Genomic DNA, 15165 nt, shown 5'->3' with positions numbered 1-15165 from the left:
AAGCTGGCCGCATTCGTCATGTCGGCTGGTCTTGCGGGCCTTGCAGGCGGCATGAAGGCGCTCGTCTTCCAGTTTGCAACGCTGACCGATGTCGGCTGGCAGATGTCGGGCGAGGTCATCCTGATGACGCTGCTTGGCGGCATCGGCACGCTGATCGGACCCATCGTCGGCGCAGCCTTCGTCGTCGCCCTCCAGAACTATCTCGCAACATCCGACTTTCCAGTCACAATCGTCACTGGCCTCATCTTCATGGCATGCGTCATCCTCTTCCGTAAAGGTATCGTCGGAGAGTTCTATGCCTCACGTCTAGGAAAGAAACTGTTCGGGTAACTACCCATCAATGAGCCGCTGCGTCTGCTGATCGCGGCTCCGCATTTTACTGGATATGCAATCATGACCGACACCTACGATTACATCATCGTTGGCGCGGGCACGGCAGGCTGCGCCCTCGCGAACCGACTGTCCGAGAACCCCGACCGCTCCGTCCTGCTGCTCGAAGCGGGCGGCAAGGACAATTATGCGTGGATCCACATCCCGGTCGGCTACCTCTATTGTATCGGCAATCCGCGCACCGACTGGTGCTTCACCACGGAAGCCGAACCCGGCCTGAACGGTCGCGCGCTCGGCTATCCGCGCGGTAAGGTGCTTGGCGGCTGCTCGTCGATCAACGGCATGATCTATATGCGCGGTCAGGCACGTGACTATGATCTCTGGCGGCAGGCCGGTTGCGAAGGCTGGGGTTGGGACGATGTGCTGCCGCTGTTCAAGAAATCGGAAGACTATTATTCGGGCGCGAGCGCCCTGCACGGCACCGGCGGCGAATGGCGTGTCGAAAATGCCCGCCTGCATTGGGATATTCTCGATGCTTTCCGCGATGCCGCCGTTGCCGCTGGCATCCCCGCCACCGACGACTTCAATCGCGGCGACAATGAAGGCGTGTCCTATTTCAAGGTCAACCAGAAGCGCGGTATTCGCTGGAATACCGCCAAGGCCTTTTTGCGCCCGGCACTGGAACGCAAAAACTTGCGCGTCGAAACCGGCGCGCATGTACGCCGTATCGAGATTGCAGAACTGCGCGCCAATGGTGTGACCTTCGACCAGAACGGCGCGACCCGGACCGTCAAGGCAAGGCGCGAGGTCATTCTTGCCGCCGGTTCCGTCGGCTCGCCGCATGTGCTCGAACTGTCGGGCATCGGGCGCGGTGACGTGCTGCAACAGGCAGGCATTCCGGTCACGCTGGAACGAAAGCAAGTTGGCGAGAACCTGCAGGATCATTTGCAACTGCGTTGCGCCTATAAGGTCACCGGAATTCCGACCCTCAATGAGAAGGCCAACAAGCTTTTCGGCAAAGCGATGATCGGGCTGGAATATCTGCTGCGCCAGTCCGGCCCCATGTCGATGGCCCCAAGCCAGCTCGGCGTCTTCACCCGATCGGACCCGTCCTATGAAACCGCCAATCTGCAATATCATGTGCAGCCGCTGAGCCTGGAAAAATTCGGCGAAAACGTTCACCCCTTCCCCGCATTCACGGCCAGCGTGTGCAATCTGCGCCCCGACAGTCGCGGCTCGATCCACGTCAAATCGCCGGATCACCGTGCGCAACCGGCCATCCGGCCAAACTATCTGGCGGAAGAAAGCGACCGCCGCGTCGCCGCCGACGCAATCCGCCTCACCCGCCATATCGTTGCGCAGGCGCCTTTGCAGCAATACCGCCCGGAGGAGTTCAAACCCGGCCCGAGCTATGAAACGCAGGAACAGCTGGAGAAAGCCGCAGGCGATATCGGCACGACTATTTTCCACCCGGTCGGCACCTGCCGCATGGGGCAGGATGCGGAAGCGATCGTCGATCCGCGCCTGCGGGTCAACGGCATTGCGGGTCTGCGCATTGCCGATGCGTCCATCATGCCGACCATCACGTCCGGCAACACCAATTCGCCGACGCTGATGATCGCCGAGAAGGCCGCACAGATGATTATCGCGGATAATCGATAAGGCAGCGCCTATGCGGGTGGAGAATACTTAAACAAATAACTAGAGCAGCTCCGACGATTCAGCTTTTACGGAGCCGCTCTAGAACCAGATTCCTGAGAGAATGGTGAGCGGAAATGGCAATCCGCTCACGCGTCTGTGAACGCAATTTCAGACTTGCAGCCGTTCGTTTTTCAGAAAAAATTTTCCTTGTTTAATTCCATGCAAACGGGAATTATCGGCATCAAGGAGGGCTGGGGAGAATGATCGTCTAACGATCGCAATCCGGGACCGGCTTTCTCTGTTGCTTAGACAAGGAAAACAAAAATGTCGTCAGCCCTTTCCCGTTACGCTTTGAGCCGCCGCGCCGGCCTGAAAGCCCTTCTTTTCACCGCTGCTGCGCTGACCGTTGGCTTTGCCTCGGCTCCGAGCCATGCAGAAGACAAGACCATCAAGGTCGGCATCATGGGCGGCGAAGACGAAGACGTCTGGAAAGTTGTCGCCGAAGAAGGCAAGAAGCACGGCCTCAACATCGAGCGCGTGACCTTCAACGACTATAACCAGCCGAATGAAGCTCTGGAGCGCAAGGAAATCGACGCCAACGCTTTCCAGCACAAGCCTTATCTCGATGAGCAGATCAAACAGCACGGCTACAAGATCAGCGTTGCCGGTTACACGGCTGTCTGGCCGATCGGCATCTATTCGCGCAAGCACAAGAGCCTCGACGAAGTCAAGGAAGGCGGCGTCATCGGCGTGCCGAACGATCCGTCGAACGAAGGCCGCGCGCTTCGCGTTCTCGAAGAAAAGGGCCTGATCAAGCTGAAGCCGGATGCAGGCATTCTCGCAACGCCGATCGACATCGTCGAAAACCCGAAGAAGCTTGAAATCAAGGAACTCGACGCCGGTGTCGTTGGTCGTTCCATCGACGATCTCGATGCAGCCATCGTCAACAATGACTGGGCTGCCAAGGCAGGTCTGAAGAAGGAAGAAGCCATCGGTTGGGAATCGAAGGAAAACAATCCTTACAACAACTTCATCGCGGTCCGCACCGAAGACGAAAACGCCGAATGGGTGAAGAATCTGGTCGCTTCGTTCCAGAACGACGCCGTGAAGGCTGAGCTTGACCGCGCCTATAAGGGCACCGGAATTCCGGCCTGGAAATAAGCTTTTCATCCGCAAAACACCGCGCCGGAAACTGTTTCCGGCGCGGCTTTTATTGACGTATGAAAAAAAATTGCCCAAAAGCATCGGCGTTGAGCATTAGCTCCATGGCTTAGCCAGGCCTCATCATTCCTTGAAGCCTTATCCGATTGCAGTTTGCCGCTGTGCGCAGCGGCGCTTCAAACTATAGAAGAAACGACCGTGACCCCCGTGACCCCCACGCTCATTGAACCGCCATCCACCGCAACAGCGCCCATCGTCGAGATGAAAGACGTGCGCCGAATGTTCGGTAACACGGCAGCCATCAATGGCGTGTCGCTCTCCGTTTCGCGCGGCGAAATCCTCGGCATTATCGGTCGCAGCGGCGCGGGCAAGTCCACGCTGATCCGTTGCGTCAACGGCCTCGAAAAGCCCGACTCAGGCTCGATCCAAATCGAAGGTCGCGAAATCAGCGGCCTCAGCGAAACCGAATTGCGCCCTTTGCGCCGCCGCATCGGCATGGTGTTCCAGCATTTCAATCTGCTCTCGGCCAAGACCGTTACGGATAACATCGCCCTGCCACTCAAGATCGCAGGCAAATCCAGGACCGAGCGCGCACGCCGTGTCACTGAGCTGCTTGAGCTGGTCGGCCTGTCCGACAAGGCAAACCATTATCCAGCCCAGCTTTCCGGCGGCCAGAAGCAGCGCGTCGGCATTGCACGCGCACTTGCCGCCGAACCCGCGCTGCTGCTGTCCGACGAAGCGACGTCGGCGCTCGACCCGGAAACCACCCAGTCCATTCTGGCGCTACTGAAAGACATCAACACCAAGCTTGGCCTGACCATCCTGCTCATCACCCATGAGATGGATGTCATCCGCCGCATCGCAGACCGCGTTATCGTGCTCGATCATGGTGCAATTGCCGAAGAAGGCCCCGTGTGGAAGGTCTTCGCCAACCCGCAATCGCCGGTCACGCAAAGCATGTTGCAGGTGCTGACGCCGGAACTGCCCGCCTCATGGCGCGCGCGCCTGACCGACAAGGCAGGGGATAAGGCCATCCTCCGCGTCAAGCTTTCAGGTGAAGCCGCGCGTGGCGCTTTCTTCAACGATGTGGCAACGGCCACCGGCCTTGTGCCGCAGCTGATCCATGGCGGTATGGACACGATCCAGGGCGAGCCGGTCGGCACGCTCTTCATCAGCCTGCCCGCTCAGGACAAGGCGAAATTCGAAGCCGCTATCTTCTATCTCAACACCCATGCAGACGCCACGGAGGTACTCGGCTATGTCTCAGGCGATGCTTGATCTTCTCTGGCGCTCCTTCTGGGAGACCATCGTCATGACCGGCTTTTCGAGCCTGATCTCGCTCGTGGTTGGTCTGCCGCTCGCCCTCATCATGATCCTGACCGAACGAGGTGGCCTTGCGCAGAACCTGACGGTCAACACCCTTTTGGGCGCGATCATCAATGGCTTCCGTTCGGTGCCGTTCATCATTCTTCTGGTGGCGCTGATCCCCGTAACCCGCTTCATCGTCGGCACGTCGATCGGCACATGGGCCTCCATCGTCCCGCTGTCGATTGCGGCTATCCCCTATTATGCGCGCATCGCGGAAGTATCGCTGCGTGAGGTGGATCACGGTCTGGTCGAAGCGGCGCGCTCGATGGGCGCAAGCCGCTGGACAATCGTGCGTGAAGTGCTGGTTCCGGAAGCCCTGCCCGGCATCATTGCCGGTTTCACCGTGACGATCATCACGCTGGTGGGCGCATCGGCCATGGCTGGCGCTATCGGCGCAGGCGGTCTGGGCGATCTCGCCATCCGCTACGGCTATCAGCGTTTCGAAACGCAGATCATGATCGCCGTGGTGATCATCCTGATCATCATGGTCTGCGGCATTCAGTGGATCGGCGACCGTCTGGTCAGCCGCCTCGACAAGCGCAACCTGCGCGCCTGACCAGGCTCGCTTACCGCTTCCTCTCACGGAAACCCGCTTCCAGTGTGTTTCCGTCGGGATCGAAGACCAGCGCCGCGTAATAGCCCATCTCTTCCGGTCCCTGATAGGCGGGGCCGCCACTGTCGCTGCCACCGGCGCTCAATGCCACGCGGTGAAAGGCTTCCACCGCATCGCGGCTTCCAGCTGTGAACATGAGATGCAGATGCTCGCCCGGCTTCGCCTCGGCTGCATCCATAGCCGCGCCGTCTGCTGGACCTCCAGAGCCATGGATCCAGAGGAAAGGCACAGGCGCCCTCTCCCCGCCGCTGACGAAGAAGCCACTGCCCGAACGTGCAATAACTTCCAGCCCAAGCTCAGGCATACAGCTTTCATAGAATGAAAGGCTGCGGCGAATATCTTTGGCTTTGAAGCCTATGTGATCGAAGAGCGACATACGCACTAATATATCGCGGGCAGGTATAAAGAAAAGCGGCGCGCTCGATTTTGGAGCACGCCGCCATAGAATTGGAAATGTTTTCGCAAATTATCCGCGTGTGCGTGAAAGACCGTCCTTCGCAGGCTGGTATCGCGGATCAAGCTGCACAGCCTTCGAATAAGAGCTGGCGGCCTTCGCCTTCTCACCGCGATGCTCGTAAACCAGCGCCTGATTGGCCCAGCTTTCCGCAACGCCCTGATCCAGCGTGATGGCCGTGTTGAAATCGTCGAAAGCGTTGTCGTAGTCGTTCAGCGCCACATAGGAAAGGCCGCGGCCGTTATAAGGCTCCGGCGCTGTGGAGTTGAGCGAAATCGCCTTGGAGAAATCCTCGATGGCCTGCTTGTGCTGGCCCTTGGCCTGATAGATCAGACCGCGATTGTGATAGGCGCGACCATCAGTGGTCTGCAAGGCAATAGCCTGATTGAAATCGCTCAGAGCCTGATCCAGACGGCCCGCCTGACGATAGACATTGCCGCGACCGATATAAGCGGCATCATATTGTCCGTTGAGCTGGATGGCCTTGCTGTAATCCTGCGCAGCCTTGTTGGTATCGCCCATATAGCGATAGACCAGCGCGCGGTTGGAATAGGCCTGATAGAAATTCGGATTGAGCGCAATCGCCTGATCGAAATCGCGGATCGCTTCCTTGTAACGCCCGGCCTTGCCATAGGCAGAACCGCGAACATTATAGCCTTCCGGATCACGTGGATTGGACTGGATCACGCTGGTGAGCGAGCTGATATTCTCGCTCGAACCCTGCGCCCGATCAACAGTGCTCAGCGCCGTCGTGGTCGAGCTTTGGCAGCCAGCCACTGTCAGAGCCAACAGCGTGGCGGCAATCAAAAAACCGTGACGACCGATTCCAGCCCCACGGTTTGCACCGAATGTCTCAACTCCCGAAATCCTGGTTTCGGACGATTGCAGCACCTTCAAGCGTGTTGGCAACGACAGTGTTCCTTTTAGTTCCATCGAAACCGGGCAGTTACGGCCCGTTTCTTCTCCATCCCGTCTCCCGGCTCTTGTTCAACGCATGGGCGTTTCACAGCCGAAGAGCCTCGCGGGACTGCCTTGTTCGTTTCAGTCCGGGCCAGCCCGGCAAGGGCTCACTGGAACTGTCAGATAAAAACAGCGAAAAGGCGGCAGCAAACAATCTGTATCGCCTTCCAATATCCAGCCCGAAAGCTGAACATCCTAATCATTTGTTTTTACACATAACTGGCCCGTCAAAGTCTAGAAACTTTTTTGGGTGCCGCGCTAAACTTTAATAAAAAGATGAAACCGAGCTGTTTCGGCAACAAAAATTCTGAAATCAAGACATGCAAAAACCGGCGCAACCGAGGGAAGCACCGGAAAGCAAAAAGGCGCCACAACAGCGGCGCCTGTTTTGAGGTCGATCAGCGAGCGCCGCGGGCGCCGCCAACGAGGCCTTCACGCTGTGCGCGCTTGCGAGCGAGCTTACGAGCGCGACGAACGGCTTCTGCCTTTTCGCGAGCGCGCTTTTCAGATGGCTTTTCGTAGTGGCCGCGCATCTTCATTTCGCGGAAGATACCTTCGCGCTGCATCTTTTTCTTGAGAGCGCGGAGAGCCTGATCAACATTATTATCGCGGACGAGTACCTGCACGTGTATTCCCGTATCGGTTAGAATTTCGGTTAAGCCTGAGGCCGTTCGGGGGTCTTTTAACGATTTCAGCCGGTCTGACCGGCCGAGCAACGCCCTAAGGCTCCCAAGCTTCGCAACGGAAACGCTGCAAATTGGTGCTGGCTATTACCAGATCGAGCCCGGGCTGTCCACCTCAACATGCAAATTTGGCCATCTCCCCCTGTGAAATACCGTCTTTACACCAATTGACTATAGTTCCAGCCAGACAAATGCGTTAATGAGCCGCTCGTTTCCCGCATAATTCGGCCTCAATAGTCGTCCAATGGGGATGCCCCACCTCGCGACCGGCCCTCTACAGAATTAACCGGCGCGTTTCCTGTTTTTTGATTCCATTTGTTTGTTTCATGTCCCTCCGCAAGCGACTCGTTATCCAGTTCACAGGCTATGAAGGCCTGCACCCCAAAGCCGTCCGCGTGCGCCACGCGCAAGTCCTGAAAGACTTTGACAAGCTCTGGAACGCCAAGACCAAGCTGCCGCCCATGACGGACGAGCCGAACGATAGCGGCACGACCTTGGCTGTCGCTGAGGGCAATGGCTGGCGAACGGAAACCGCGTTCTGCCAGTTCGGCACGGCGGATATTTTTGACGACTATGCCGCGCGCTCGACGCCCAGGCGGATGCTGACCGGCTTTTTCGCCTTCATGAACATCCTCTTCACCGGCACGCTGTGGCGCTATCTCACGACGAGCTGGCGCTTCGTACTGTTCTTCCTGTGGCCCTTCCTGCTGTCACTCGCCATTTTGGGCGTTGCGGCCCTTATCGCCACAGCGCCAATGCTGGCAGGCTTTTCGGCGCTGCATCTTCTCTGGTCCGCGCCGCTCGCCGCCTTCCTCGCAACACTTCTGGTGCGCAAGCCCGGCGACAAGTTCTTCATGTCCTATCTGCTTGACGACTGGTCGGCAGCTTATGACCGTATTTATGACCGCAACGAGAAGCTGAACCAGCGCCGGACGGCCTTTGCCGAGGCGCTGATGCGCAAGATCGAAGAAAGCCATGCGGATGAAGTTATCATTGTCGCGCATAGTCTCGGCACTGTGCCGGCTGTCGAGGCGCTTGCCGCCGTTCAGCGCCAGCGCCCCGACCTGCTGAAACAGCAACCCGTATCGCTGCTCGCGGTCGGCTCCTGCCTGATGATGATCGCGCTGCACCCACGAGCGAAAGCGCTCCGTGAGGATGTGCGCGTGGTGCTTGAGGACAGCCCGGTTCTGTGGTCGGAATTTCAGGTACTGACGGATATCATCCATTTCTATGGTTCCGATCCCGCCAGCGCCCTGAAGATCAAGACGAAGAACCTGCCGCTCATCCATCGCGTCCGCTTCAAGAATGTGCACAGCGAAAACCGTTACAAGCGCTCCAAGGGCAACTTCTTCCTGATGCACCTTCTCTATGTGCGCGGGGCGGAGAAGAAGAACTTCTACGATTTCGGCATGTTCCTGCATGGCCCGTTTTTCTTCCGCGAGTTGATGACCACGCATAAAGGAAAAGCCGCCCCTCTCGATGAAGAAGGACGGCTTCCGGTATCCTATCGCGAAGCGGCTTGATGCCGTTCAGCCTTAGTCCTTGGGCGGCTCCACCACGGCAATCGTCAGCCAGGTGGCCGTCAAGGCGGGTTTCAGCGAGTTCTCGATTTCGAGCGTAACATCGTAATAATTTACGACCCGCCCCGATGGGCGAATATCGGCATCGGCCAGCTTGAAGCGTGCACGCACCCGCGCGCCGGTCTTGACCGGCGATTGGAAGCGCAGCTTGTCGAAGCCGTAATTGATGCCCATGGTCGCGCCTTCCAGCATGGGCAGCGCTTCATAGGCCAGTGTCGACAAAAGCGACAGCGTCAGAAAGCCATGCGCAATCGTACCGCCAAAAGGCGTTTCGTTAGCGGCGCGTTCCGGATCGACATGGATGAACTGATGATCGTCCGTCGCATCCGCAAACTGGTTGATCATTTCCTGTGTGACTTCGCGCCACTCGGAACATCCGATTTCCGTGCCGATTGCATCGCGCAACTGGTCGAGCGTGATTGCGTCTTTCATTCGCTGGCCATTCCTGCTGAACTGATTTGCCTTCTGTTTAACCCATAGCGCGCTTAGTGTCTGAATCAAAAAGCGACAGGCCGTGGCGAAAATGGTGATTTCGAGAACCGGAGCGCAGCGTACATAAAGGTACGTGAGCACCGGAAGCGCAGAAATTGCCATTTGCAGCCCGGCATGGCGACTTTTGGATCAGATACTTAGGCGGCAACCAGAATTTCCCGGGCAATATCATCCCAATGCGTGAAAACCTGATGCGCACCCTTGGCCGAAAGGCGCTCGGCATGGCCGTCATAGGTATGCGCGCCGCCGGTGTAACCAAAGGCGGTCATGCCCGCTGCAATCGCACCTTCGACACCGAAAGGCGAATCCTCGATCACCACGCAGCGCGACGGGTCGACGCCCATTTTGTCGGCGGCAAACAGAAACAGATCCGGCGCAGGCTTGCCGCGCTTGACCATGGTGGACGAATAAACGGCATCGCCGAAATAATGGTTGATGCCGGTCTTCTCCAGACTGAACGCAATGCGCTCCGGATGCGAGGACGAGGCCACGCAACGCTTCTGCGGCAGTTCCCGCAGAAAGCTCGCGATGCCAACGGTCGGCTCCAGCGCTTCGGCAAACAAGGTTCGCGTGGCAGGCCAGAATTCGCCATCGACGCCATCCGGCAGGCGATGGCCGGTCATATCCTCGATCATCTTCATGATATCGGCTTGTTTCATGCCGATGCCCTTGGCCACCGTGCCCTGCGGCAGTTCCATGCCGTGATTGGCATAAACGCGCTCGAAAGCGAGGCAGGACAGAACTTCGCTATCGACGAGAACGCCGTCACAATCGAAGATCACGAGATCAAAGGGGGATACACTGCTCATTTTGGCTCCAGTGGCCCTATAAAGGGATGCATATTTTGTCGCGCAGATTGGGGATGCGCGCCTGTCGGTGTTGATATAGAGACTGTTGGTCTATTACGCACGTAATTCAACACGAACGTGACAATATTACCGATTACCGGCCAGGCATTCCCAGCAAAAGTGTGAAGCGGTTTTGCGTTCGGGGATGCGTAGATACAAAATTGCGGCCTTCAGCTTTGCGGAGATTTTCATGACGACAAATGTGGCATTGGTTGGACTGGCACGCGATCTTGCAGCGCGGGCTGAAACCGGCAAGCCGATCCGCATCGGTCTGATTGGCGCTGGCGAGATGGGCACCGACATCGTCACGCAGGTGGCAAGGATGCAGGGCATTGAAGTCGGAGCACTTTCTGCCCGCAGGCTGCCCAACACGTTCAAAGCTGTGCGCACCGCCTATGGCGACGAAGAAAACGCGCAGGAAGCCAATAGCGAAGCGGCAATGACCCGCGCCATCGAGAATGGCAAGATCGCCGTCACCGGCGACAATGACCTGATCCTCTCCAGCCCGCTGATCGACGTTGTCATCGACGCCACCGGCATTCCGGAAGTGGGCGCGGAAACCGGCATCAAGGCGATCCGCAACGGCAAGCATCTCGTCATGATGAATGTCGAAGCCGATGTCACCATCGGGTCCTATCTCAAGGCCGAGGCCGACAAGCAGGGCGTGATCTATTCGCTGGGCGCTGGCGATGAGCCATCATCCTGCATGGAGCTGATCGAATTCGTGTCCGCCATGGGCCACAAGGTGGTGGCCGCTGGCAAGGGCAAGAACAATCCGCTCAATTTCGATGCGATCCCCGACGATTATCAGGAAGAGGCGGACCGCCGGAACATGAATGTCCGCCTGCTGGTGGAATTCATCGACGGCTCCAAGACGATGGTTGAAATGGCGGCCATCGCCAACGCCACCGGGCTTGTGCCGGACATTGCTGGCATGCACGGCCCCAGAGCCGCAATCGACGAGCTGAACCGCACCCTGATCCCGAAGGAAGACGGCGGCGTTCTCAACAAGTCGGGCGTGGTCGATTATTCCATCGGACGCGGCGTATCGCCAGGCGTCTTCGTCATCGCCAAGATGGAGCATCCCCGCCTTGTCGAGCGTCTGGAAGATTTGAAGATGGGCAAAGGCCCTTATTTCACCTTCCACCGCCCTTTCCACCTCACTTCGCTGGAAGTGCCTCTGACCGTGGCGCGCGTGGTGTTGCACGGCAAGGCCGATATGGTGCCGCTGCCGAAGCCGGTGGCGGAAGTCTGCGCGGTTGCCAAGAAGGATTTGCAGCCGGGCGACCGTCTCGATGCCATCGGCCAATATTGCTATCGCTCATGGATCATGACGACGCCTGAAGCCCGCTCGGCCAAAGCTATTCCCTGCGGCCTGCTCCAGAACGGCTCGGTCATCGCGCCGATCAAGAAGGGTGAACTCATCACCTATGCCAATGCTGCACCGCAGCCCGGCTCGAAGATCGCCGAACTGCGCGCTCTGCAGGATGCGATGCTAGGGGAGTAAGGGAGTAAGGGAGTAAGGGAGTAAGGGAGTAAGGGAGTAAGGGAGTAAGGAAATACGGTCCGTATATTTGCAAGTCAAACATACTGCCCTATTCCCCTACCCCCCTATTCCCTTCTTAATGGTCCAACGCCTTCACAATGCTCTCGACCATCTTCTTCGCGTCGGCGAAGAGCATCATGGTGTTGTCGCGGAAGAACAGTTCGTTTTCCACGCCCGCATAGCCGGAGCCCATGCCGCGCTTGATGAAAAGAACCGTGCCTGCCTTGTCGACATCGAGGATCGGCATGCCGAAGATCGGTGACTTCGGATCGGTCTTCGCAGCCGGATTGGTGACGTCATTCGCGCCGATCACGAAAGCCACATCGGCCTGCGCGAATTCCGAATTGATGTCTTCCAGCTCGAACACTTCATCGTAAGGCACGTTGGCCTCGGCCAGCAGCACGTTCATATGACCCGGCATACGACCGGCCACCGGATGGATGGCGTATTTGACTTCCACACCTTCCGCCTTGAGCTTGTCGGCCATTTCACGCAGCGCGTGCTGCGCCTGTGCCACCGCCATGCCGTAGCCCGGCACAATGATGACCTTGGAAGCGTTCTTCATGATGAAAGCCGCATCGTCGGCAGAACCCTGCTTGACCGGACGCTGTTCAACCTCGCCAGCCGGACCGCCAGACGTATCACCGCCAAAGCCGCCAAGAATGACCGAGATGAACGAACGGTTCATGCCCTTACACATGATGTAGGACAGGATCGCGCCCGACGAGCCGACCAGCGCGCCAGTGATGATCAGTGCCAGATTGCCAAGCGTGAAGCCGATGCCTGCCGCTGCCCAGCCCGAATAGGAATTGAGCATGGAGACCACGACCGGCATGTCGGCGCCGCCGATTGGCACGATGATCAGCACGCCGAATACCAGCGACAGAAGCACGATCAGCCAGAACACGAAATGGCTTTCGGTGTTCACCAGCACAACAACCAGCAGCACGATGGCTGCGGCCAGCGCGGCATTGATGACATGACGTCCCGGCAGCATGATCGGCTTGCCCGACATGCGACCATCAAGCTTGAGGAAGGCGATGATCGAGCCGGTGAAGGTGATCGCGCCGATGGCGACGCCCAGCGACATTTCGATCAGCGCCTGACCGTGGATCTGGCCTACTTCGCCGATACCGAAGGAATGCGGCGAGTAAATTGCGGCAGCGGCCACCAGAACGGCAGCAAGGCCGATCAGCGAATGGAACGCGGCGACGAGCTGCGGCATGGCCGTCATGGCGATGCGGCGCGCGATGACTGCACCGATGCCGCCACCGATGGCGATGCCGATGACAATCAGCGCCAGACCGCCGACGCTTGGACGCGCCAGCAGAAGCGTGGTGACGATGGAAATCGCCATACCGATCATGCCGTACATATTGCCCTGACGGCTGGTCGTCGGATGCGACAGGCCGCGCAGCGCCAGAATGAACAGCACGCCGGAGACGAGGTAAAGGAAGGCTGCGAGATTAACGCTCATAATGGTTCAGCCTCACTTTTCTTTTTTCTTGTACATGGCGAGCATGCGCTGGGTGACCAGGAAGCCGCCGAAAATGTTGACGCTCGCCAGAATGAGCGCAATGAAACCGAAGCCGGTTGCCCAGCCCGAAAGCGAAAGGCCGACGGCCAGAAGCGCACCCACCACGATCACCGATGAAATGGCGTTGGTAACGGCCATCAACGGGGTGTGCAGCGCAGGCGTAACCGACCACACGACGTAATAGCCGACGAAAATCGCCAGAATGAAAATCGCAAAGCGGAACACGAACGGATCGATCGCGCCGCCCGATGCGGCATGCGCGGCAGCCGCCGCAGCATCACCCAGACCACCGGCGTTTTCCGCAGCCTGACGGACAGCATCTGCGGCCTGGTTCAAGCTCTCAAGAGCTTTATCGAGACTAGTTTCGGCCATTATGCCTCTCCTCCATCAACAGGAGACTTGGGGGAAGACGAAGACTTTGCGGCAGCCTTCGGTGCTTTTGCAGGCGCTTTTTTCGCGGCTTTCGGTGCCGGTTTGGCATCGCCGACTACCTCCGCCTTCGCCACTTTCGGCTTCGGTGCCGCTTTCGGCTTGGCAGCGGGTTTCGCTGGCTTTTCGGCTGCAGGCGCGGCTGCGGCAGGCGCGGCATCAGCCTTTGCGAAAGCCGGATGCAGGATCGCGCCCTGATGGGTCAGAAGCGTTGCCTTGACCAGCTCGTCCTGCGGATCGATCTTGAGCAGCTTGGTTTCCTTGTCAACGAGCGTTTCAAGGAAAGCGATCAGGTTGCGCGCATAAAGCTGCGACGCGCTCGCAGCGATGCGGCCCGACATGTTGAGATGGCCGACGATTCTGACGCCATTCACTTCGGCCACTTGACCAGGCACAGCGCCTTCGACATTGCCGCCGCGCTCAACGGCGAGATCGACCAGAACGGAACCCGGACGCATGGAAGCGACCATTTCCTTGGACACCAGACGCGGGGCCGGACGGCCCGGAATGAGCGCCGTGGTAATGACGATGTCCTGCTTGGCGATGTGGTCGGCAACGAGTGCGGCCTGCTTCGCCTGATATTCCTTCGACATTTCCTTGGCGTAACCGCCAGAGGTTTCGGCAGCCTTGAACTCATCATCCTCGACGGCGATGAATTTCGCACCGAGCGAGGCGACCTGTTCCTTGGCGGCAGGGCGAACGTCGGTTGCCGTCACGACAGCACCGAGGCGGCGTGCCGTTGCGATGGCCTGAAGACCGGCAACGCCAGCCCCCATCACGAAAACCTTGGCGGCAGGAACCGTACCGGCTGCCGTCATCATCATCGGCATGGCGCGGTCATAGACTTCCGCCGCGTCGATCACTGCCTGATAACCGGCAAGATTTGCCTGTGACGACAGCACGTCCATCACCTGCGCACGGGTGATGCGCGGCATGAACTCCATGGTGAAAGCCGAAATTCCGGCCTTGGCAAGTGCCGCCACCGCATCTTCATGACCATAGGGATCAAGCATGGCAAACAGTGCTGCGCCCGATTTATACCCTTTGAGTTCCGTATCCGTGGGACGGCGCACTTTCAAAATGACGTCTGCCGTTTTAGCGTCTGCCGTCGTGCCTATACGGGCACCGGCTGCCGCAAATTCGGCATCGGGAATGCGCGATTTCTCACCGGCGCCTTTTTCCACGACGACATCGAAGCCGAGCGCGATGAATTTCTTCACCGTCTCCGCCGATGCCGCAACGCGTGTCTCGTTGGGGTCACTCTCTAGCGGGATAAATAACGTCTGGGCCAAGCTGGTTTCCCTTTCATGGTCTTAATCCGGGCTTGATCCGGCCTTGCGGTCGGGCAGAATTGCGAGCCTCTGAAACGAGGCTCCTTGAAAAGAACTGAGATACAGACATGCATAAAACCTCGGCACGGTAACCCATGCCAAGGCATTCGATCAAATCATGCGGGGTTAATCCCGGTTCGGTCTTGGATCTTGCAGCATTTTCGCAAGGCCGGATGTCGCCATCCGGCCGCG

Annotated in this window: 15 protein-coding genes; 7 read left to right on the top strand and 8 right to left on the bottom strand. The window is 58.3% G+C overall.

All coding sequences use genetic code 11. The features are described 5' to 3' along the window. The 5 genes from FHW00_RS18300 to FHW00_RS18280 form a co-directional block, all read left to right on the top strand. A partial coding sequence (locus FHW00_RS18300; protein ID WP_182514679.1) for a branched-chain amino acid ABC transporter permease occupies positions 1-330 on the top strand: 330 nt, incomplete at its 5' end. 63 nt (positions 331-393) lie between these two features. Continuing rightward, on the top strand, positions 394-1992 hold the full coding sequence (locus tag FHW00_RS18295) for a GMC family oxidoreductase (protein WP_078341237.1): 1599 nt from the start codon (positions 394-396) through the stop codon (positions 1990-1992). Positions 1993-2295: 303 nt separating this feature from the next. Next, on the top strand, positions 2296-3132 hold the full coding sequence (locus FHW00_RS18290; protein WP_078341236.1) for a MetQ/NlpA family ABC transporter substrate-binding protein: 837 nt from the start codon (positions 2296-2298) through the stop codon (positions 3130-3132). A 261-nt stretch (positions 3133-3393) separates the two neighbouring features. Further along, entirely contained in the window at positions 3394-4410 is a 1017-nt protein-coding gene (locus FHW00_RS18285) for a methionine ABC transporter ATP-binding protein (protein WP_078341241.1), read from the top strand. Beyond that, entirely contained in the window at positions 4391-5056 is a 666-nt protein-coding gene (locus tag FHW00_RS18280) for a methionine ABC transporter permease (protein WP_078341235.1), read from the top strand. Before FHW00_RS18285 ends, FHW00_RS18280 begins: the two co-directional genes overlap by 20 nt. A 10-nt stretch (positions 5057-5066) precedes the next feature. Here the strand turns inward: FHW00_RS18280 and FHW00_RS18275 are convergent, their stop codons facing one another. The 3 genes from FHW00_RS18275 to rpsU all read right to left on the bottom strand — a co-directional run bounded on the left by FHW00_RS18275 (position 5067) and on the right by rpsU (position 7153). After that, entirely contained in the window at positions 5067-5489 is a 423-nt protein-coding gene (locus FHW00_RS18275) for a VOC family protein (protein ID WP_078341234.1), read from the bottom strand. Positions 5490-5579: 90 nt separating this feature from the next. Beyond that, positions 5580-6500, bottom strand: coding sequence for a tetratricopeptide repeat protein (locus FHW00_RS18270; protein WP_078341233.1), 921 nt, complete (start codon positions 6498-6500; stop codon positions 5580-5582). A gap of 425 nt (positions 6501-6925) precedes the next feature. Continuing rightward, positions 6926-7153, bottom strand: coding sequence for a 30S ribosomal protein S21 (gene rpsU, locus FHW00_RS18265; RefSeq protein ID WP_078341232.1), 228 nt, complete (start codon positions 7151-7153; stop codon positions 6926-6928). Between the two features lie 383 nt (positions 7154-7536). Between rpsU and FHW00_RS18260 the strand changes: the two genes are divergently transcribed. Beyond that, positions 7537-8733 (top strand): alpha/beta hydrolase, encoded by a 1197-nt coding sequence (locus tag FHW00_RS18260; RefSeq protein ID WP_078341231.1) that lies wholly within the window; start codon positions 7537-7539, stop codon positions 8731-8733. A gap of 12 nt (positions 8734-8745) precedes the next feature. Here the strand turns inward: FHW00_RS18260 and FHW00_RS18255 are convergent, their stop codons facing one another. Together FHW00_RS18255 and FHW00_RS18250 are read right to left on the bottom strand one after the other, a co-directional pair. Then, entirely contained in the window at positions 8746-9222 is a 477-nt protein-coding gene (locus tag FHW00_RS18255; protein ID WP_078341230.1) for a MaoC family dehydratase, read from the bottom strand. A gap of 197 nt (positions 9223-9419) precedes the next feature. Further along, positions 9420-10091: an HAD family hydrolase gene (locus tag FHW00_RS18250; RefSeq protein ID WP_078341228.1), complete on the bottom strand. Its 672-nt coding sequence runs from the start codon at positions 10089-10091 to the stop codon at positions 9420-9422. 229 nt (positions 10092-10320) lie between these two features. Between FHW00_RS18250 and FHW00_RS18245 the strand changes: the two genes are divergently transcribed. After that, entirely contained in the window at positions 10321-11637 is a 1317-nt protein-coding gene (locus FHW00_RS18245; RefSeq protein ID WP_078341240.1) for a 1-deoxy-D-ribulose 5-phosphate reductoisomerase, read from the top strand. A gap of 115 nt (positions 11638-11752) precedes the next feature. Here FHW00_RS18245 and FHW00_RS18240 read toward each other — a convergent pair whose 3' ends face one another. The 3 genes from FHW00_RS18240 to FHW00_RS18230 are packed head-to-tail and all read right to left on the bottom strand — an operon-like array spanning position 11753 to position 14934. Next, complete coding sequence (locus tag FHW00_RS18240) at positions 11753-13153, bottom strand: NAD(P)(+) transhydrogenase (Re/Si-specific) subunit beta (protein ID WP_078341227.1); 1401 nt, start codon at positions 13151-13153, stop codon at positions 11753-11755. Positions 13154-13165: 12 nt separating this feature from the next. Further along, on the bottom strand, positions 13166-13585 hold the full coding sequence (locus tag FHW00_RS18235; protein WP_078341226.1) for an NAD(P) transhydrogenase subunit alpha: 420 nt from the start codon (positions 13583-13585) through the stop codon (positions 13166-13168). Beyond that, positions 13585-14934 carry a Re/Si-specific NAD(P)(+) transhydrogenase subunit alpha gene (locus tag FHW00_RS18230; RefSeq protein ID WP_078341225.1) on the bottom strand — a complete coding sequence of 450 codons (1350 nt, stop codon included), beginning with the start codon at positions 14932-14934 and terminating at the stop codon, positions 13585-13587. Before FHW00_RS18230 ends, FHW00_RS18235 begins: the two co-directional genes overlap by 1 nt. Positions 14935-15165: the final 231 nt, after the last annotated feature.

This window comes from Ochrobactrum sp. P6BSIII (assembly GCF_014138065.1).
In the GTDB taxonomy this organism is placed as follows: Bacteria; Pseudomonadota; Alphaproteobacteria; order Rhizobiales; family Rhizobiaceae; genus Brucella.
Note: the sequence above shows the minus strand (reverse complement) of the source record. Positions and strands in the feature narration are given on the sequence as shown.

Coding starts and splice junctions, on each gene's coding strand:
- FHW00_RS18295 (WP_078341237.1), top strand. CDS start 394: ATGACCGACACCTACGATTACATCATCGTTGGCGCGGGCACGGCAGGC.
- FHW00_RS18290 (WP_078341236.1), top strand. CDS start 2,296: ATGTCGTCAGCCCTTTCCCGTTACGCTTTGAGCCGCCGCGCCGGCCTG.
- FHW00_RS18285 (WP_078341241.1), top strand. CDS start 3,394: ATGAAAGACGTGCGCCGAATGTTCGGTAACACGGCAGCCATCAATGGC.
- FHW00_RS18280 (WP_078341235.1), top strand. CDS start 4,391: ATGTCTCAGGCGATGCTTGATCTTCTCTGGCGCTCCTTCTGGGAGACC.
- FHW00_RS18275 (WP_078341234.1), bottom strand. CDS start 5,489: ATGTCGCTCTTCGATCACATAGGCTTCAAAGCCAAAGATATTCGCCGC.
- FHW00_RS18270 (WP_078341233.1), bottom strand. CDS start 6,500: ATGGAACTAAAAGGAACACTGTCGTTGCCAACACGCTTGAAGGTGCTG.
- FHW00_RS18260 (WP_078341231.1), top strand. CDS start 7,537: ATGTCCCTCCGCAAGCGACTCGTTATCCAGTTCACAGGCTATGAAGGC.
- FHW00_RS18255 (WP_078341230.1), bottom strand. CDS start 9,222: ATGAAAGACGCAATCACGCTCGACCAGTTGCGCGATGCAATCGGCACG.
- FHW00_RS18250 (WP_078341228.1), bottom strand. CDS start 10,091: ATGAGCAGTGTATCCCCCTTTGATCTCGTGATCTTCGATTGTGACGGC.
- FHW00_RS18245 (WP_078341240.1), top strand. CDS start 10,321: ATGACGACAAATGTGGCATTGGTTGGACTGGCACGCGATCTTGCAGCG.
- FHW00_RS18240 (WP_078341227.1), bottom strand. CDS start 13,153: ATGAGCGTTAATCTCGCAGCCTTCCTTTACCTCGTCTCCGGCGTGCTG.
- FHW00_RS18235 (WP_078341226.1), bottom strand. CDS start 13,585: ATGGCCGAAACTAGTCTCGATAAAGCTCTTGAGAGCTTGAACCAGGCC.